Consider the following 21,976-nt stretch of genomic DNA (forward strand, 5'->3'; position numbering starts at 1 on the left):
GTATGGAAAATTCAGCGATTGAAGCGTTATTGGCCGAACTGGATGGTCAGGGTATTTATGTTTATCTGCAAGAGGGTCGCCTGAAACTGCGTACCCACCTTGCAACTGTGCCAGCTGCACAGCTCAATAAAATTAAAGCGCACAAGCCGGCGCTGATTGAGTATATGCAGGCGCACCATCAAAAACAGGGGTTGCTGTCCGCCTCTCAGCAGGGGATCTGGCTTATCGACCAGTATCATGGCGGTGATGTTGCCTACACTATGTCTGGACTACTCAGGCTATCACAGCCTGTCGGTAAAGCGCAGCTTGAAGCCGCCCTGAATACCTTGCTGGCCCGTCATGATATTTTGCGCAGCCAATTTTTCGCCACAGATCAAGGCGGGTGTCAGCGTGTGAATACCGAGTTGTCCCTGACCTTAACCCAGTTGTTTGTGTCTGAGCCTGCAAGCCGGGGGCAGATTGAAACTGAGTTACAACCTGTGTTGCAGCAAGGGTTTGATCTGCAAAAAGCGTTACCGATACGCGCCACCTTGATTAGCACAGCGGATGAAAATCAGGGGCAGTGGGTCTATCTGATGCTGCATCATCTGGTAGCCGATGGTTGGTCGGTTCAGTTACTGGTAAATGAATTGCTGGATATATTGCAGGCAAAGGAGGTGCCACAGACGGTACCGTTACAATATCTGGATTATGTACATTGGGAAAAGCGCTTTTTACAGTCTGATGACTACCTGCAACAGCATGCCTACTGGCAACAACAGCTTATGGACTTTTCGCCTTTTGCTATGCCCACCAGCTTTGCCAGGCAAGCTGAGGCTTCGTTTCGCGGAGCCAGCCACCAATTTACATTGAATGAGGCACTGTGCCAGCGTTTTGAACAAAGTTGTCAGCAGCTGGGCGTCACCCCATTTGCTGCGCTACTGAGCGTGTTTTATGTGTTGCTCCATCGCTACAGCCAGCAACAGGACATCACGGTTGGCGTGCCCGTTCTGGGTCGTGAGCAGAGTGAGTTTGAGTCCATGGTCGGCTGTTTTATCCACACACTGCCACTACGTCAACAGCTGGATGGCGATATGCTGTTTAACGAGCTGGCTCGTAGCACTCAGTCAAAGGTGACACAGGCGCTGGAAAATCAAAGTGTCTCTCAGGACGCACTTGCCAGGCTGGCGGATACCTCTCAGTTGTTTAGTGTGCTGTTTAATTATGATGCGCTGCCACCAACGCCATTACGATCCGGCGCACTGGAAGCACAACTGTTCACGCTGAATAATCACACTGCCAAATTTGACCTGACGTTAAATTTGGCGACGCATGACAACGGCATGCAGGCTGAACTTGAATATAATGTTGGCTTGTTTTCATCCGAGTTGATTGCTCAGATTGCCTGTGATTTCGAGGCGTTAGTGCGCACGTTAAATGACGATCTGGCTCAGTCACTTGGCGGGGTTAAATTGCCGTCAGTGGAAGCTGCGCAACAACAACTGAACAAAGCGACTGACACGACATCAGCGCCTTTGGTGTTACCTCAGATCCTGGCACACGCTCAGGCAACATCGAAACACATGGCAATTGTGGATGCTGATAATCCATCTCAGTCAGTGAGTTACGCTGAACTCGGTGGACAAAGCGCCAGTCTGGCTGGTGCGCTCCATGACGTTGCAAAGGGTGAAGAAGTGGTTGCCGTACTGGTCAATCGCCAGGTTCACAGCCTAGTTGCGCTGATAGGCGTGATGCGCGCCGGGGCCGCTTATTTGCCCATAGAGCAGGATACCCCTGTACTGCGGATCATAGAAATTATGGCGCAGGCTGGCTGTCGTACCTTGTTGGTGTGTGATACTGAAAAGATGACACAGCAGATGCAGGCTACACTGAATGAACACGAAATTGTCGCCTGGGATTACCATCAGCTGTTAAAACGAAACGGCACATTATCAGAAGAGTCAGAAGTTGCGCTGAGGCGCGATGAACAGGACCTGGCTTATGTGATCTTTACCTCCGGATCGACGGGTAAACCAAAAGGTGTGGCTATGAGCCATGGTGCCCTGGCCAGTTATTGTGAGTCGATTACGCATCGTATTGAGTTTTCGTCGCATACACGTGCCGGGATTGTCACTGGGCTCGCGACCGATCTGTGCCTGACTGGTATCTACCCGGTACTTGCGCAGGGTGGCACAGTTGTTATGCCTGGGAGCCTCACACTCCCTGAACCTCAGCAGTTGGCAGAGATGCTGACGGTACAGCAGGTCAATTTGCTAAAAATAACGCCGTCATTTGCTCGAGAGTTAATACCTCACATTGCAGCCCTGGGTGAGAACCAGCCCGCCATAGAGCAGTGGATACTCGGTGGTGAAGCACTGGACGTGGCTCTGGTGAGCGATCTACAGGATCATTATCCGGCAGCACATATCGTTAATCACTATGGTCCCAGTGAAACCTGTATTGGGGTGACAACGCATACCGTTACTGCCCAGAGACATGCCAACAGTGAACATTACCCCATTGGAAAGCCGCTGGCACATACCCGGGTATTGGTACTGGATGAACAGGCTCAGCCGGTGCCATTGGGTATGCCGGGTGAGCTATACATTGGTGGTTCGTCCCTGGCCGATGGGTATCTGCGTGCACCACAGTTGACAGATCGTTACTTTGTTCACTGTGATACGCAAAGCGGAAAATTAGCGCGTTTTTATCGATCCGGTGACAGAGTCCGGTTAACCCATCGGGGGGAGCTGGAATACCTGGGTCGACTAGATAACCAACCCAAGATCCGTGGCTATCGCGTTGATATCAGTGAAATTGAAGCAAAACTGACGGCCCTACCACAGGTAAAAAGTGCGGTTGTAACAGCCCGCAAACAGGCCGGTATTGATACCTTAGTGGCCTACTATGTTGCTGCCAGCGAGGCGGAAGCGGTTACCTCCGGCGCGTTGCGAGATGCACTCAGTGCACTGTTACCTCAGGCCATGATCCCCAGCCATTTTAAAGCACTGGCAAAATTGCCGGTGCTTGGTAATGGCAAGGTTGACCGCAAGCAGTTGGCAACTTTATCGCTTAGCGAGGCGCGTAATTACACGCCACCTAAAACAGAGCTACAGCAACAGCTGGCTACCTTATTCAGTGACTTGACAGGTGTGTCTCAGGTCTCTGCAGACGATGACTTTTTCGCAATCGGTGGTCATTCTTTACTGGCCATGCGACTTGCCAATCATATTCGCGCCAGATTTGAACGAGTGTTGTCATTGCAAGCCATTTTTGCCAACCCCACGGTGGAGAAACTGGAACGTTGCCTGCTTGGACAGGACATTCATGTAGGCCATAACTTGGTGACGGTTGACCAATCTGGCGCACATCCACTGTCTTTTGCACAGCAGCGGATCTGGTTTGTTGATCAGATGCAGGGCCACAGCAAGCAATATAATTTGCAGGGCGCTTTCACGATTAAAGGTGCGCTGAATATCGCGGCCTTGTCTCAGGCATTTGAACAGGTGGTTCAGCAGCACGCCATTCTAAGATTTAATTATGACCAAAACGAGCAGGGCGAAGCGGTCCAGTCTTTCAATGACACCCTGAACTTTGTGTTACAGCAACGGGATTTAAGTGGCTTTGATGATGAACGGCAGGCAGACACCCTGCGTCGGCTGCTGGCTGAGGATTATCATTCCGGATTCGACCTGAAGCAGGAGCTGCTGTTACGAGGTCAGCTGCTGCAGCTCGATGCACAACTGTATGTGCTTATTGTGACTATGCACCATATCGTCTCGGATGGTTGGTCAATCGGGGTGCTGTGTCGCGCACTGGAAGCCGCTTATCGCCAGGCTTGTGAGGGCACTCAAACAGGGTTGCCAAAGCTCACGCACAGTTACATTGACTATGTGCACTGGCAACGCAACCTGGCGACTCAGCCTCAGTGGCAAACGAGTTTGACGTACTGGCAAAATCAGCTGGCCGACTTGCCCCGGGTCCATGAATTACCCCAGGATAACGCCCGGGAAAACCGAGTGATTAGTGGGGGGTCTTTACATTGTTACGAGCTGCCGGCTGAGTTAACCCAGGTACTGCGCCGCTTTGTTACAACAAGCGGACAAACCTTGTTTGGTGTGCTGGAGAGTGCCTTTGCGTTATGGATGAGCCGCCTGTCGGGTCAATCAGACGTGGCGTTGGGTACGCCGGTTGCCGGGCGTGAGTTCAGTGAACTTGAGCCTGTTATTGGCAACTTCATCAATACTCTGGTGCTTCGTCATCATATTGAGTCCAATATGACGTTCAGTGATGTGTTGACGACAAGCAGTGAGACACTGCAAAGTGCGTTGACTCATCAGCATATTCCATTCGATACACTGGTTGAAGCGCTCAACAACGAGCGGAGTTTGGGTATTCACCCGTTAATTCAGGTGGTCTTTCGGGTCAACAATCAGATCAACGAAGCACTGCAACTGGAAGGCCTGGATGTCACCGTGAATGACACCGGCGTGCGCAGCGCTAAATTGGATCTGGAAGTGTCAGTGATTGATTGTGGCGATACCTTGCAGGTTGAATGGCTCTACGATAGTGCCTTGTGGCAGGAGCACAGCATTGAGTCTTTCGCCCGTCAGTACACCCAGTTGCTGAGCGCCTGTCTGGAAACACCACGGCGCCGTGTGAGCGAGCTGAGTTTGATAGACTCTGAGCAGCTAACACAAATACTGGCCTATAGCGCCCCCCAGAACGAACAAGACAGCAGTGATATTGGTTGGCACCATCACTTCAGCGCGATTGCTGAAATCCAGCCTCATAGCATTGCGCTGCGATGTAATGGTGAATCATACAGTTACCTGGAAGTGGAGCAGCGTGCCAATCAGCTGGCGCATTGCCTGCTTGAAATGGGATTTGATGAGCAAAGCCGGATTGCTTTATTACTCCCGTCCGGTCCCGCTATGGTTATTGCGGTGCTGGCTATTCTTAAAACACGTCACGTCTATGTGCCTCTGCATTACGATACACCAGAGAAATCTCTGTCTTATATCGTAGAAGATGCCGATATCGTGATGATTTTGGCACTCAGCGAAGATACCGAAAAACTCATCGACAGCGGCACCGACTTTCTGTTTCTTGACGATTTATTTGACGTTGAGTCTAATTTTGCCGGTTACCCAGTGTCTGTGCCTGGCCTGGAAGAGTTAGGGGAATCGCAGATCTCAGATGCCCAGCGCTTGTGTTACATCATTTATACATCGGGCTCTACCGGGCGGCCAAAAGGGGTGATGATCAGCCATGGAAATCTGAATGTTTACTTATCTCATGCCATGGATACTTATCTCGATGCCGACGCGACCTTACCGCTTGCGGTGGTAAGTACACCTTTGGCATTTGATGCCACGATCACCGCACTGGTTCCTCCCTTACTGTGTGGCGGTGAGGTTGAAATCGTGACTCAGGGCCCTCATCAGCTCGCAGCCATTACTGAGCTCCTGTTCAATGCCATCCGACCGCGTTTATTCAAACTGACACCGGCACATTTGCGGGCTGTACAGGCGCTGATGGATGAACTGGGCAGCAATAGCGCACCTCACACCATAGTGATTGGGGGCGAGGCATTGGACAGCGATTTACTGATAGCGCTGCGTGCTAAGTTGCCTGCGTGTACCTGGGTTAACGAATATGGTCCGACTGAGGCAACCGTAGGTTGTAGCGTCTTTTCGCTGACCCCGGATCTGAATCCGCAGGCCGCACTGCGTTATCCGGATGTACCTATCGGTCTGCCCAACCCCGGTGTTGCAATGCTGGTCGTTGATCAGTGTGATCAGCCGGTGCCTGCTAATACACCAGGTGAGCTATTGATTGGAGGGGCAGTAGTCAGCCCGGGTTACGTCAATCTGGACGAGCTGAATCAAACCAAGTTTGTCACTTTGAGTGTGGCTGATCAGCCGCCAATGCGCTTCTACCGCAGTGGCGATTTGGTACAGTGGCAGAGCGACGAGCAGGGCAGGCTGAGTTATCTAAGATACTGTGGTCGCACCGACGAGCAAATCAAACTTCGCGGTTATCGCATCGACCTTAACGCGATTTGTCATTATCTTCGCGAACTGGATGGTGTGCGTGACTGTGCGGTGACAGTTGATGAAGGGCAGCAGTTGTTGCAGGCCCATCTTCTCTACCTTAACGGCAATGTGCCGCCGGACAGCCATTTGCGTACTCATCTGGCGCAATACCTGCCGCCGTATATGATCCCCGGACAGTTCAATCGTGTTGAAGCTATCCCGCTTACCGCCAATGGTAAAGTAGATAGCAAAGCCCTCAAAGCTCTGGCACAACAGGGGGAAGGCAGAGCCAGCAGAAGTATAGATCTGACAGCGCTGACAGCCATGCAATCTTATTTGTATCAGCTCTATCGCGACACTTTGCTGACAGAGCATATCGATCTGCACGACAGCTTTTTTGACCTCGGTGGTCATTCCTTACTGGCCATCAAGTTGATCAGTCAAATTCGTCAACAGAAACACCTTGAGGTGACGTTACCTCAGCTGTTTAAAACACCGACCATAGCGTCATTGGCGCAGGCACTGGAGCACTGTGAGCCTATCGCAGCTGTGCATGCTATTCAGCCCGTATCACGGGAACAGGCACTGCCTCTGTCGTTTGCCCAGCAGCGGCTGTGGCTGATTGAACAGCTTCAGGAGTCGAGCACGCAGTACCATATGCCAGCCGGATTTAAATTCAGTGGCACGCTCGATAAGGCCGCTTTCAGTGCAGCGCTGAAGGCGCTCATCGCACGTCATGAGGTGCTTAGGTCACGGATAGTTAAAGCGGCGGGGGCGGCTGAACCTGTGCAGCAGGTGCGCGATCAATTCGAGTTGCCGTTAACTCAGTTAGATCTGACGAAAATGAGCGAACGTGCCCGGCAACAGCGCTGGCAGCAGGGAGCACATGACAACGCGACGGCGCGATTTGACCTGACTCAGGATCTGCTGGTGCGGGTACTGTTGGTTGAGTTTGCCAAAGACGATTATCGGGTGCACTTCAATATGCATCATATTGCCAGCGACGGCTGGTCGATGGCTATTCTGGTGCGAGAGTTTATCGCATTCTATCGCCATTTTGCCCAAGAGTCCGGCTATCAGTTACCGGCTGAGCTGACTCAGCCATTGGCTGTGCAATATGGCGACTTTGCACACTGGCAGCGCAACATTTGGGCGAAAGAGGCCAATCAGGCAGATTTACAGCACTGGCAGACAACCTTAGAAGGCCATCCGCCGCTGCACCAGTTACCACTTGATTATCCGCGTCCTGCCATGGCACAGCTAAGTGGTTCGCGACACACACAACGTCTGAGTGCTGCACTCACCCGAGCCATTCATGAACACTGTAAAGCACAAGGCGTGACTTTGTTTATGTGGCTGCATACGGTATTTTCATTGCTGGTACAGCGCTACAGCCAGACAAACGATGTGGTGATTGGCTCACCGGTTGCGGGTCGTGAACACAATGAAGTGGCTAATTTGATTGGCTTTTTTGTTAATACCTTGGTGATTCGCACGCGCACCCAGTCTGGGCAAAACTTCAATCAGTTACTGGAGCAGCAAAAACAGGTGATCCTGGATGCGTTTAAGCATCAGGCGCTGCCTTTTGAGCAGTTGGTGGAAGCGCTTAAGCCTGAGCGTAACCTGGGGCATCAGCCCATTTTCCAGATTTTATTTGCACTGCAAAATAACGAAACCACCGACCTGGTGCTGCCACAGTTGCACATTGAAGTCGAAGCGCCGAGTGAGCCCATGATGAAGTTTGACCTGGAGGTCAACGCAATTGAAAAGGGCGATGGCATTGAGCTGGAATGGAACTTTAGCTCAGCGTTGTTTAAAGGGGCGACAATCGCGGCACTGGCTGATTCTTTTGAGGTGTTGATCAGTGCCATTCTTAAATCTCCCGAGCACCAGGTGGAACGTTTAGCCCTGCTGAGTCAGTCGCGTCAGCAGCAACTGGTGAGCATCAAAGGCGCAGACACGGCCATATCATCACAGTGTATTCACAGTCAGGTTACTGCCCGGGTACAAAGTGCCGCAAACCAACTGGCCGTGCGTGATGCGGATGCATGCATGCTCAGCTATCTGGCGTTAGAGCAAAAAGCCAATACCCTGGCCAGTTACTTGCTGGAGCAGGGCGTTAAGTCGGGAGCACGCATTGCGCTGTGTCTCGGAGCTGGGTGTGACCAACTGGTTGCTATGCTGGCGGCCTTTAAAGTGCGAGCCGCCTATGTGCCGATTGATCCGACACTGCCTGCGTCGCGCTGTCAGTTTATTGTGCGAGACAGTGGCGCAAGCTGGTTGCTGACCAATAACAAACTCCTGTCACAGTTAGAGCCTGTAATTGATGCGGTGCAGCAGCCGCCGTTGTCAGTGCTGGTTATGGATAGTCCACTGAGCTGGCAGCCCGGACAGCTGCGCGAGCGTTTTGCCAGCACTGAATCCTCAGATCTGGCCTATGTGATTTATACCTCAGGCACCACAGGTCAGCCCAAAGGTGTGGCGATATCCCATGGCAACCTGGCGCTTTATCTTGACCATGCTTGTCATGCTTACCTGGACGAGCAACCCAGTTTTAGCGTCGTCAGTACCCCTTTGGCGTTTGATGCCACAGTAACCGCCATCTGGCCTGCGTTATTGCGGGGAATAAGCATCGATATGCTGGCTGATGATGAGCGAATGTTAAAAGAGCTGGCTAACCGCCTGTGCGGCAATATTGCCGGGGTCTTTAAAGTAACACCGGCGCATTTGCAAGGGGTTGTTGCAGTACTGAAACAGTGTGGCTTGTCAGAAGAGCGCTGTTTTAACGCTGCACATAAGGTGGTAGTGGGCGGTGAGGCGTTACCCGTTGCGCTGTTGGCCGAACTCAGCGAGCGATTGCCAAATGTCCGCTGGATTAACGAATACGGTCCAACTGAAGCCACCGTGGGCACCAGCACTTACCTGTGCGATAAGCAGGAAATTGACCGTCTGGCGGCACAATCGATGACCCAGGTTCCTATCGGTCAGCCTATCGCCAATACGCATTTGCTGGTGCTGGATGAACAGATGCAGCCGGTTCCGGCCGGGGTCATGGGGGAGCTGTATATTGGGGGTAATAACCTGGCTCAGGGCTATCTGAATCGTCGAGACCTGAGTGATGAAAAGTTTGTCTGGCTACCCGTTGGTGTGCAGCAAAGTGAGCAGCGCTTCTATCGCAGTGGCGATCTGGTGCGTTGGTCGGTTAATGATGATGGCACGCCGGGCGCACTGCTGTTTTGTCACCGCCTTGATGCACAACTGAAACTCCGAGGTTATCGCATCGAGCCCCAGGAAATTGCTCGGCAATTGCAGCAAGACCCGCGCATTGAGCAGGCTGTGGTGGTGTTGAATGAAGCCGCAGATAACCTGGAGGCCTACCTGATTGCAAAGCCAGATGAGGAGCTGGGACGACCTGAACCGGCTGAGCGGGTGAGTGCCGGTATTGCCACCGAACTGTCAGCGCGACTGAGTGAATCGCTACCCGCTTATATGGTGCCTTACCGTTATGTACTGATCGATACAATCCCGTTGACCGCCAACGGCAAGGTAGATGTGCGGGCGCTTCATGCGCTGGGAGCACAATGTGATTCTGTGGCCCAACTTATCGCACCGCGCAACGAGGTAGAGGAAGCTTTGGCGAATATTCTGGCGTCAGTGCTGAAGCGTACTTCAATCAGTGTTGAAGACAACTTCTTTAGCCTGGGCGGTCATTCATTGCTGGCGACGCAATGCATCGGACTGATTGAAGAGCGACTGGGTGTCGGCATGTCAGTCAGAACGCTGTTTGAGCGACCAACCGTGGCTGCACTGGCTCAGTGGGTTGAAATCCAACAGGCCATGGCACAGCAGGCACAGGATGATAACGAAAACGACACTTCAGAAGAGATGTTTTTGTAATGACGGAACAGTTGATAGTAATTGAGCAGTTAATCGCAGATGCACTGCGTGCAGGCATCACTTTGTATGAAAAAAACGGTGCACTGGCGTTTAAGCAACAAGGCGCGTTTCCGGACGAGCTCAAACAGCGCATAGTGGCGAATAAAGCTGAGATCATTGCCTATTTTCAACAGCAACAGGATGAGGTGCGGGCATCCGGTGGGCACTCCAAGATAGCAAAAGCCGATCGCTCACGGCCTTTACCTGCCAGTTATGCGCAGCAGGGGCTGTGGTTTATCGAGCAGTTACAGGGCAGCAGTCAGTACTACATGCCCGCTGAATTTGTTCTTACCGGCCACCTGGACATCAACGCGCTGAAGGCCAGCATCAACGCCCTTATCATCCGTCATGACGCTTTACGCAGTCACTTTATCGCCGACAGTCAAGGTGAGCAGGGCGTTGTTGTGCACGTGGCTGAGGCATTTGAAACACCGTTTGAGTGGCGCAACGCCAGCGCCTGGCCGGAGCCAGAGCGGGCGCAGACAATCCGCACTCAGCTGACAGAGTTTCTGGCTCAACCATTTGATTTAAAGCACGATGTACTGTTACGCGCCTTAGTGATATCTGATCAGCACACTCACTATCTTGCGTTCAATATGCACCATATTGCATCCGACGGCGCGTCGATGCAGGTGTTGGTCACAGAGTTAGAGGCGCTTTATCGTGCAGCGCTAAACGAGGATAAAGCCCCTCAGCTGGCACCACTGAAGATACAGTATGGGGATTATGCAAACTGGCAGCAACATACCCTGACTCCTGAGTATCTGGCAGACAAGCTCTCGTTCTGGCTGCAAGCGCTGGCAGGGTTGGATCCGATCCAATCTCTGCCCGGTGACTTTGTTCGCCCGGCGGTACAAACACACTGTGGTCGGGTTTATCGCCAAACCCTGAGCTCATCCTTGGTTGGCGGTATTCAGGCTCAGTGTGCCAGCCAATCGGTTACGCCATTTATGTGGTTGCTCAGTAGTTTTATGTTGTTTATTGGCCGGTTAACGCAAAATGAGCAGGTGGTTGTTGGTACACCTGTACTGGGGCGCGATCATCCAGAATTAGCGCCCTTGATTGGCCTGTTCGTCAATACGCTGGTGGTTCCGGCCAAAGTCACAGAGTCAATGCGCTTTAACGACTGGCTGCAGCAACAAAAAGAACAAATCCTGGCGGTATTTGAACATCGGGAGGTGCCGTTCGATAAAGTCGTTGAGGCGCTAAAGTGCGAGCGCGATATGAGTCACCATCCGCTGGTACAGATTTTGTTTACGCTGGAACAAAACACATCGGCACATAGCCTCGAACTGCCTGGTTTAAGCGTGGCAGAGCAAACAGCCAGCAGTGACGAAATCGACATTAAATGCGATCTGGAGCTCAGTGCCACTTTGGATAATGAAACCCATTCACTGACGCTTAACTGGAAGTACGACAGCGACCTGTATCGCAGCGATACCATAGCTCACTGGGCTGAGAGTTTCGCGGTTATGCTTGAACAGCTGGTTGACGCGCCGCACACGCAGGTTGGCCACGTAGCGTTACTCAGCGAGCAGCAAACTCAGGCAATTCTGGCACATGCTCAATACACAGACACGCATTGGGATAGCAGCCAGACGTTGGTAAGCCTGTTCGAAGCGCAAGTTGAGCGTTTTGGTCAACGGATTGCCGTGGTCGATGAGCAGGAGCGTTTGAGCTATCAGGCGCTGAACATCCGGGCAAATCGGCTTGCCAGAGTACTGGTGGAACGTGGTGTCTCACCTCAAGCCATGTTGCCCGTCAGTGTCACGCGCTCTGTGAATATGGTGGTGACTTTACTGGCGATTTTAAAAGCCGGGGCGGCTTATGTGCCCATCGACCCGGATTACCCCAGGGACCGCATTGAATACATCATAGGTGATGTTGGCAGTCGCTGGTTGATTTGTGACCACTATACTCAGGCACGTTTTGACAGTTGCGCAGAGCAGCTCATCAACATTGACGATGAGGCCCTATACGATGGTGTTGCGATTAGCGACAATTTAGCGCTGGATATCGAGCCACATCACCTGGCTTATATGATTTATACCTCAGGTACCACTGGCCGCCCTAAAGGCGTGCAGATAGAACATCGTCACGTTGTGCGCTTATTATATGTAGAACCGGCTTTGTTTGACTTCAATGAGCAGGATGTGTGGACCTTATTCCATTCATTTTGCTTCGACTTTTCGGTTTGGGAAATGTATGGCGCTTTACTGTTTGGCGCAAAACTGGTGGTGGTCAGCAAGGCCGTGAGCCAGGATACCCAGGCCTTTGCCCAGTGTTTACTGAACGAGAAAGTGACAATCCTCAATCAAACACCCGGTGCGTTTTATGTTCTGCAATCAGCCATGTGCGCATTGCCACAAGCGGAGCAGGCGCGTTGTCAGGTGCGCTATGTGATTTTTGGGGGAGAAGCCTTGCAACCGGGCAAGCTCAGGCCCTGGGCTAACCGATTCGACACCTGCCAGTTGATAAACATGTATGGGATCACCGAGACCACAGTGCATGTGACCTTTAAGCGACTAACGCAAGCGGATATAGCGCTGGGGGTGAGTAATATCGGCCATGCTATTCCAACCACGTCGTGTTATGTCCTGGACAAACATCAACAGCTGCTACCAATGGGCGCGGTGGGTGAGTTGTATGTGGGTGGTGAGGGCGTGTGCCGGGGTTACTGGCAAAGAGAAATGCTCAATACGGAGCGCTTTATAGCCGATCCGTTCGCCGCATCAAGTGACAAAAAGCTATATAAAACCGGTGATCTGGTGCGCTTTCTGCCGGATGGCGAGCTGACATACATCAGCCGGGCCGACGATCAGGTCAAAGTACGGGGTTATCGCATTGAGCTGGGAGAGATTGAAAATCAGCTGCGCCAGCATCCGCAACTACAAGCTGTCAGTGTATTGCTTAACCGCAATGACCAGCACGGTGCGCGGATCAGCGCGTTTGTGGTCCCGTGCCCCGGTGTTGAGCTGGCAGAACCGCTGACTGAGCTGCAAGCGTATTTGCGTAGCTCACTGCCCGATTTTATGCTGCCCACCAATGTGGTTGTTGTTGACACTTTACCCCTGACCAGCAATGGCAAAATTGACAAAAAAGCGCTGCTGGCGCTGGACGTTTTGCAGCAAGAAGCGGTGTATCGTGCACCAACTACGGATACTGAACATGCGATCGCAGCGTGCTTTTCGAGTTTACTGGGGGTGGAGCAGGTCGGCCTGGATGACCATTTCTTTCGCCTTGGCGGACATTCTTTACTGGCCACGCAACTGGTAAGTCAACTCAGAGACCGCCATAGTCTGCCTGTCACATTAAAAGATGTGTTTCAGAACCCGGGTGTTGCTGAGCTGGCAAAAGTGGTCACTCAAGCTGGTGCTCAAAGTGCTTCGGCGTTTGATATTCCCCGTACCCAGACCACGAAACCTTTGCCCTTGTCTTTTGCGCAGTCGCGACTGTGGACAGTCGAACACATGACACCCGACTCAGCGCAGTATCATATGCCCGCGGCTTTCACCCTCCAGGGCCCTTTAAACCTGGCTGCATTTAAGCAGGCCTGGCAGGCTGTCATTGAACGCCATCAGGTGCTGCGCAGTAAAATACTGCTCGATGATGCGGGCAGACCTCAGCAGGTGCTTAATCCCGACTTTGAACTGCCTTTGCGCTACATAGATGCACGTGCTCTGGCACCAGAGGCGCAGCGGCGACGTTGGCTTAGCGCACAGCGCGACGATGCCATGCAAACCTTTGACCTGAGTCAGGACCTGATGGTGCGACTGACCCTGATGTCATGCAGTGATAGCTTGCATCAGCTGCGCGTTAATTTGCATCATATCGCAGCAGATGCGCACTCTTTGGAGATTTTAACTTCCGAGTTAGCGGCATTCTATCAACACTATGCCAAGGGGTTGCCGCTCCCTGAGTTGCTGTCGCAACCTTTGCCATTGCAATACGCAGAGTATGCACAGTGGCAGCGCGAAACCCTACATGGCGAAGCCTTGAAGGCACACAGAGACTTTTGGCTAGCGCACCTGGCAGATGCACCTCCACTGCATCAGTTGCCACTGGATCGGGTCAGAACTAATGCATCGGATACGCATGGCGAGGTGCACATCACACACCTTGAACAGTCACAGTTCGAATCTATCGAAACCCAGTGCCGCCAAAGCAATATCACCTTGTTTACCTGGTTGCAGACTGCGTTTGCATTATTTGTGGGCAAATACAGTCGTTGCGACGATGTGGTGATTGGTACGCCATTTTCAGGTCGGGAACACAGTCAGTTACAGCCTTTGGTGGGATTTTTCATCAACACCTTGCCCATTCGTACGCACTTTACGCCACACATGACTTTCAGTGAGCTGCTGAACCAGCAAAAAGCACTGATGATAGACATTCAGGCCCATCAGGCAATGCCCTTCGAGCAGATCCTCGATGCGCTTAATGTGTCACGCGACCTCAGTCATCAGGGCGTGTTTCAGCTGAGCTTTTCACTTAATCCCCGGCTGGACACACAGCTGCAACTGGCTGATATAGAAGTGTCCCCGGAGCAAGCGGTATCCGTGGCAGCTAAGTTTGATATCGAACTGAGTGCAGTACAAACCGAAGATGGACTGCGCTTCACCTGGTGTTACAACACAGGCATATTTGATGCCGCCAGTATTGCCGGTATGAGTGAGGCGTTTAACGTGATGCTCAGCGCACTGGCGGATAACGCCGAGCTTCGGATTGCCGATGTGCCTTTGACGCTTCAGCGCTATCAGGCAATTAACGGGCAGTCGCACAGTGTGTCCGAACATACCACGCTGGTTGAGCGACTTGCCCGGTTTGCCCATCAAACGCCCGATAAAGTCGCAATTAAGGATCCCGCAGCGGATAGCACGCTCACCTACAGTGAGCTTGATGCACGCGCCGGTGCTCTGGCCAGGTATTTGGTTGGGCAGGGTCTGGAGCCACAGCAAAGGGTTTTGATCAGTTGCGATGCTGGTATCAATTTAGTGGTGGCCATGCTGGCGACCCTCAAAGCCGGTGGAGCCTATGTGCCTGTGTCGGCGGATTACCCTGAAGCACGCATCAGGCACATTGTCAGCGACAGTGGCAGTCGATGGTTGTTGACGCAAAAGCGCTTCGCCAGTCAGTTTGTGGCCTATCAGGACTGCCAGCAGGTATGGCTGGATAGTCCGGAGTTAGAAACGCAGTGTGCCAGCTATGCACAAATGACGTTACCAGCAATCGATTCTGGTCAGCTTGCCTATGTGATTTATACCTCAGGTACCACAGGGCTACCCAAGGGCGTCATGATCCCACATCGTGGGCTAACAAACTTGTGTCACTGGCATCAGCGCGCCTTTGCACTGGACCAGCACAGTGTTGGCAGCCAGACCGCCAATATCGCCTTTGATGCGGCTACCTGGGAAATTTGGCCTTATCTGAATGCCTGTGCGCAACTGGTGTTTGTCAGCAGTGCGCAACTGAATGATCCGCAATTATTGTCAACATTGTTGACCGAAGAGGGAGTAAGCCATTGCTTCTTGGCAACGCCCATTGCAGAAGTCATGCTGGCAGACTCTGCCTTTGCGCCCGCAAAGTTAGCCTATTTGCTGGTTGGGGGGGACAGGCTTAATCCGGTCCGTGGTCAGCATAAATTCAAACTAATCAATAACTATGGGCCAACAGAGGCTTCTGTAGTGGCAACCTCAGGTGAAGTTGCCTGGCACGGTGAGCGGCAGCCAGACATTGGTCTGCCGGTGGACAATTGTACGATTTTCATTGTTGATGAGCACGGTCGTAGCGTGCCCGACGGCATGGTCGGAGAGTTGTATATTGCAGGCGCTGGGCTGGCCCTGGGTTATCTGAATAAGCCTGAATTGAGCGATGAAAAGTTCACTGAACTGACACTGGATAACGCGGAACGTGTACGCGTTTATCGCAGTGGTGACCTGGCTCGGCGGCTCAATAATGGCCGTATTGCCTACATAGGGCGTAATGATGCGCAGGTTAAATTGCGTGGTTATCGCATCGAGCTGGCTGAAGTTGAGCACCAGTTGCGTGAGCAGGCTGGTGTTGCGGACTGCGCAGTATTGATAACGCAAACGCACCCTGGTAATAAACAGTTGACGGCATTTGTGGTGCCTGAGGCTGCGCAATCGGAGCACGACTCGGGAGAAGCTTGGCGTGCTGCACTGTGTGCTCGTTTACCAGATTACATGGTGCCAAGTGGATTTATAGTTTTGCAGGCGTTGCCTCTGACTGCGCATGGAAAGCTTGATCATCGTGCTCTGGCGCAGCTGGCTGCGCAGTCTGACGGTGAACAAATCACACCGGTTGAGACGAGCGGCACAGCAAACGCTGAACACAATCCGATTTTAACGCTGATGCGGTCACTGCTGAATAAAACGGACCTGCAAGCTCAGGATGACTTTTTTGCCAATGGCGGTGATTCCATTTTGGCCATTCAGCTTGCCAGCCGGGCCAGAGCAGCAGATATTGCCATTTCTGTGGCTGATATTTTTACGCACAGTACAGCACAAGCGCTGGCTGCAAACTTTATCACCAACACAGTGCAAACCAGCATAGCCGGGTGTGAATGTGAACAGCAGCATTTTGTCGGAAAATTAACCCCTCATCCAATCCAGCAGTGGTTTTTCGAGCAGGCTTTTGCGGTGCCCGAGCACTGGAACCAGGCGGTCATGCTGAGCATAGATAAGTCTGTTTCTTATGCCCATTTGTGCGATGCCGTACAGGGGCTGATACAGTGTCATGATGCGCTCAGACTGTCTGTCAGAGGGGATGAGCAATTACATATCTTGGAGCAGCTCGACAGCGCTGCGGTGTGTCATGCTCACGACCTTAGCGCCAAAGGCACTTGTTGGCAGGATGCATTGGCGGAGATCTGTGCGCCGGCACAGTCGGGGTTTACCTTTGACGGTTCACCTTTGTTGCACGTGTGCCATATTGCAACACCAGACACAGAGCAAGCTGATCGGTTACTGGTGATTGCTCATCACTTACTCATTGATGGCGTGTCCTGGCGTATTTTGCTGGCCGATCTTGAACAGGCCTGCGCTCAGGTTCAAAGCGGAAAGGCTGTGCAGTTACTGCCAGCCAGTGCTTCGCTGGATGCCATTGCGTTTTATCTTCAGGACCGCGCACAGGAAACCCAATATCTTGCCAGATGGCAGGACGCGGCGGCGATCTCCCGGCGTCAACGACCGCTGGGCGCAAGTTTTTCAGGCAGCCAGCTGACAACGGCCATTATCAATAAAATACAGTTCAGCCAGTCTCAAACGCAGCAGCTGCTGAATGAGGCAAACCGGCCGTACAGAAGTAACATCCAAACCTTATTGCTTAGTGCGTGGCAGTGGCTTGCGTTACGCCACTATCAGCGTACAGAGCAGGTGGTGATGCTCGAAAGCCATGGCCGCACGCAGCTGCAAGGTGCGCTGGATGCCAGTCGTACCATTGGCTGGCTAACGGCTTTATTCCCGTTGCGTTTAACCTGTGGTAGTGCCACATCGGAGTCGACACTGACCGAGATTATCTGTGCTGTCAAAGAGCAACTAGCCTGGGCTGCCCACCATGGCAGCGAATTTGGCGCGTTGTGCCATGCCCACCCGGAGCCTCAGATCAGGGATTCATTGAGTATAGCTACCCGTGAACAGGTCTTTTTTAACTATCTGGGGCAGCTTGATACGGTCTTGCAGCACAATGGCTTGCTTGGTGACGCAACTGAGTCCACAGGCTTGCTGCGCAGCGAGCTGGGTAACGTGTTCGGGGCATTACAAATTACCGCGGCGGTGACGGGCGGCTGTTTGTCAGTGACGCTGGAGTGCGCGTCTGACTATTATTCTGAACAAGATGCCGGGCAGCTGAGCACTCGTTTTGAGCACGCCATTGAAGAAGTACTTGCGCATTGTGTTGCGCAGACAGAGCACTGTTATACACCCAGTGACTTTCCTCTGTTGCCGCAGCTAGACAGACTGCAACTGGATCAATTGCTGGACAAAGCAGGGCAAGGTGTCGCCGATATCTATCCAATGACGCCTCTGCAGCAAGGCATGTGGTTTCATGCACAAGGTGCTGATAACAGCGCCTATCTCGAACAGTCAGTGATGTTACTGGAAGGGGCTTTAGATACTGAGGCCTTCGCCTATGCCTGGACGCAGCTGGTAGCCAGTCATTCAATTTTGCGCACGGCATTTTTTGTCACCTCACATCAGCCTGTTCAGGTGGTATTTGAGCAGTGCACAGTGCCTTTGCAAATTGATGAGCCGCAACCTTATGACGACACAGTGCAAGCCTGTCTGGCGCAGGTGGCTGCACAGGAATACCGACATCCCATCGACTTACAAGGTGCCCCTTGCATGCGCCTGAGGCTGGTGCCATTTGGCGAACATTGTCATGGGTTTGTCTGGACGTATCATCATATGATCATGGATGGCTGGTCCTTGCCCGTGCTGTTTGCTGAGCTGGTTGAGCACTATCATGCGAGAGTGCAAACCCGGATGGTGAAATCTGTCATAGATCCGTTCCGCGACTATGTTGAATACCTTGAAAATCGGGATGTTCATGCAGAGCAAGCATTTTGGCAACAGCAACTTGCACAGATCGATACGCCAACACTGGTGACAGAGCATCTGGCCATCAGGGATGGAAACAATCACAGCGTCAGTGAGCTGACAGAAACATTGAGTACAGACTTTACTGCTCAGCTCAGCGCGTTTGCAAAGCAACGAGGACTGACGCTCAATCAGGTGGTGCAGGGGGCGTGGGCTTATTGGTTGCGTACCTGCTGCCAGAGTGACTACGTGCTGTTCGGCCAGACTGTTTCGGGACGTCCCGAGTCTTTGCCTCGCGTCGAAGAGCGGGTCGGCTTGTACATCAATACTCAGCCGGTGCTGATTAATACTCCAGGTCAACTGTCGGTCAATGATTATCTCTCGCAGATCAGAGAGTTGCAGGCATCACTGGCACAACATGCACATACGCCACTGTCGCAGATCCAGCAATGGAGCCAGATTGATAACAGCAGCGATTTGTTTGATGCGCTCTATGTGTTTGAAAATTACCCTAGCGATCCGCTGGCTGACAACACCGCGCCGTTTAAAGTCACAATATGCTCGGAGCGGGACCAGACGCATTATCCAATAACGCTTGCGGTTGGTGTTGCGAAACAACTGTCGCTAACGCTGTGTTATCGCGACGCGATGTTAACCCCGCAGCAGGCACGTCAGAGCCTGTGTCTGATAGCGGATTTACTGACCGCCTTTATGGAAGCTCCGGATAGTACGCTGGCGCAGCTGCCGCTGGTGAGGCCAGACCAAACTGCCCGGCTGTCGCACTTTGAGCTACCCGGTGCGAGCAGGCAGGCCATTCAATATCAGACCGTACAGCAAGCGTTTGGGCAGGTTGCGGCCAGTCACAAGCAAAACACCGCTATTCGCTTCTATCAACAGGGCACAGCGCTTCCTGTTCAGACACTGACTTACGGTGAGCTGGATGAGGCCGCCAGTCGATTGGCGAATTACCTGATGTCTCGGTATTCACTGTCCGCCGATCAGGCCGTGATTGCGGTTTGTCTGCAGCCAGGGCCACAGTTGATCATTGCGATTTTGGCAGCGCTCAAGCTTGGTGCAGCCTATTTGCCGGTTGCACCAGCACTGCCTGAGCAAAGGCGTCAGTATATGCTTTCTAATGCAGAAGTCGCCGTGTTGATCAGCACAGAACAAGACTGGCTTGGAGATATGCCTACTTGCCCACTCGTTGATTTGGCAACCTGTGAGGCTGATATCTCAGCTGAGCCTGGTGACTGTGTACAGCACACGTGCGACAGTACTTCTCCTTGTTATGTGATTTACACCTCAGGCACTACGGGAGAGCCAAAAGGGGTGCAAGTTGCCCATCGCAGTGTGCTCAATTATGTGGCCTGTCTGCAAAGCAATTATGTCATTTCACCGGCAGATAACTATTTGCAATTTGCCAGTTGCAGTTTTGATGTTTTTGCAGAAGAAGTGTTTTGTACGTTACTCAGTGGCGCAACCCTGGTGATGGCTGAGCAAAACCAGTTGCTGGATAGCCAGGCGCTGGCCACGCTTGCGCGGAACGCCGAGTTAAGCCTGATGAGTTTGCCAACGGCTTACTGGCAGCAATTGGCGGCCAGTCCCGTCGATTTTGGTGCACGCATGCGGATCATCACAGTCGGCGGTGAGCAAATGCAAAGTGCGGCACTGCGCGCCTGGCAGGCCCATTATGGCTCAGCTATCCGAGTTATCAATGCCTATGGGCCGACCGAAACCACCATTTCTGCCACGCTTCAGGATGTGACGCGTTATCAGGGAGAATCCGTGCCAATTGGTCAGCCTCTGGCCGGCCTAGAGGCACATGTACTGGATAGCGAGTTCAGACCCTTGCCGGATTACGTTGCCGGAGAGTTATATGTCAGTGGCGAGGCTTTGGCACTCGGCTATTTGGGTGATAAAGCGAAAACGGATAAAGCCTTTGTGCTCAACCCCCACACTCAAACGCGCTGTTATAAAACCGGAGATAAGGTGCGAGTGATTGACGGGGCGTTACACTTTTTAGGACGTTTGGACGAGCAGGTAAAAATCCGCGGTTATCGCATTGAACTGGGCGAGATTGAGCGGGCCTTGTTAGCGCGGGAAGCGGTGTCTGCCAGTGTTGTAATTGTGAAACGAGATCAACACAACGGCGACCAGCTGGTGGCCTTCGTTGAGTCTGCGCTTGAGCCTGATGTTTCGGGGCTTAAAGCGGCACTGGCTGAGCATTTGCCCACTTATATGGTACCGCAATGGATAATCGTCCGCGCACAGCTACCCCATAACCACAACGGCAAGCTAGACAGAAAAGCACTTGCCAGTGAGGCTGACTCGCTAATGTTGGCCGAGCCTGAACAGTATGTTGCCCCAACCACGCCTCTGGAGCGTCACTTATGTGACTATCTTGGCCAATTGTTGCAGTGTCCGCAGGTGGGGCTCAGTGATGACTTTTTTGCACTGGGTGGCCATTCATTATTGCTCATGCGATTGCATACTGAGTTGTGTGATGTTCTCAAAGCCCAGGTACCCATCGCTTTGTTGCTGCAACATACCCGTGTTGATGCACTCGCTCAGGCCTTAAGTGATTTCCAGCAAGCCAGTCAGCAACACCCTGCGGAACTTCAGAGCCTGTTATGTCTGCAAACTGGCAGCCCGGGCGTTACACCTGTGGTGCTGATAGCCGGTGCGGGTGGTCTGCTGATGGCCTTTCAGGCACTGGTCCAGGGGTTAGATAAACAGATCCCTGTTTATGGTCTGCAGCCGGATCTGATTGCACATGACCCGGATGTCGTTGGGTCGGTTGATGCAACGGCGCAGCATTACTTGTCTGTACTCAGACAAGCACAGGTAGGCTCTGTGCATCTCATTGGTCACTCATTTGGCAGCTTCATTGCACTGGCAATGGCGCAGCAGTTGCACAAGACCTCCTTGCCTGAAGGAGAAACGCAGAGTGTCGCTGTATCGTCAATAACGATACTGGATACACCGAAACCAACGCATAGCTCAGTGTCAATTACGGCCGCAGAGGCAGATCAGTTGATGCTGGAGAATCTCAACGACTTCTTTGCACTGGGCTTGAATGCTGAGCAGCTCAGCGCGCTCAGTGCCAAGACGCTTGCACAGCAAACCATAAGCCTGGTGGATGCCATGGCTCAGTCAGGCTACCAGTTTACGGCGCAACAGTTATCGCGCCTGCAGGCCGTGTTTCGCGGTCAGCTTCTGGCTGAAGTGCACCTGGAGTCACAGCTGAGTTGTCCGCTGACCGTGATCAAAGCTAGTCAAACCCGGGAGTTTGAAGGCCGAAGGCTCTCAACTGATATGGGCTGGCGAACCTTGTATGCCAATGTGAGTGCCCACGAAGTTGAGGGCACTCACTTGTCGATTTTGCAGTATCAGCAAGTCGATGGGGTTATAGAAATAATAGAGAGTTACTACGTTTTGTAGTCTATTGTTTAGCAAAGTGTTTTTAAA

At 52.5% G+C, this 21,976-nt stretch carries 2 protein-coding genes; both read left to right on the plus strand.

Translation table 11 applies throughout. From position 1 onward, the window contains the following. Positions 1-2: 2 nt before the first annotated feature. A complete protein-coding gene (locus PRUB_RS25075; protein ID WP_010380836.1) occupies positions 3-9,914 on the plus strand; it encodes a non-ribosomal peptide synthetase in 9,912 nt (3,303 codons plus the stop codon). After that, on the plus strand, positions 9,914-21,949 hold the full coding sequence (locus PRUB_RS25080) for a non-ribosomal peptide synthetase (protein WP_010380839.1): 12,036 nt from the start codon (positions 9,914-9,916) through the stop codon (positions 21,947-21,949). Before PRUB_RS25075 ends, PRUB_RS25080 begins: the two co-directional genes overlap by 1 nt. The last annotated feature ends 27 nt before the right edge of the window (positions 21,950-21,976 follow it).

This window comes from Pseudoalteromonas rubra (assembly GCF_000238295.3).
GTDB lineage: Bacteria > Pseudomonadota > Gammaproteobacteria > Enterobacterales > Alteromonadaceae > Pseudoalteromonas > Pseudoalteromonas rubra.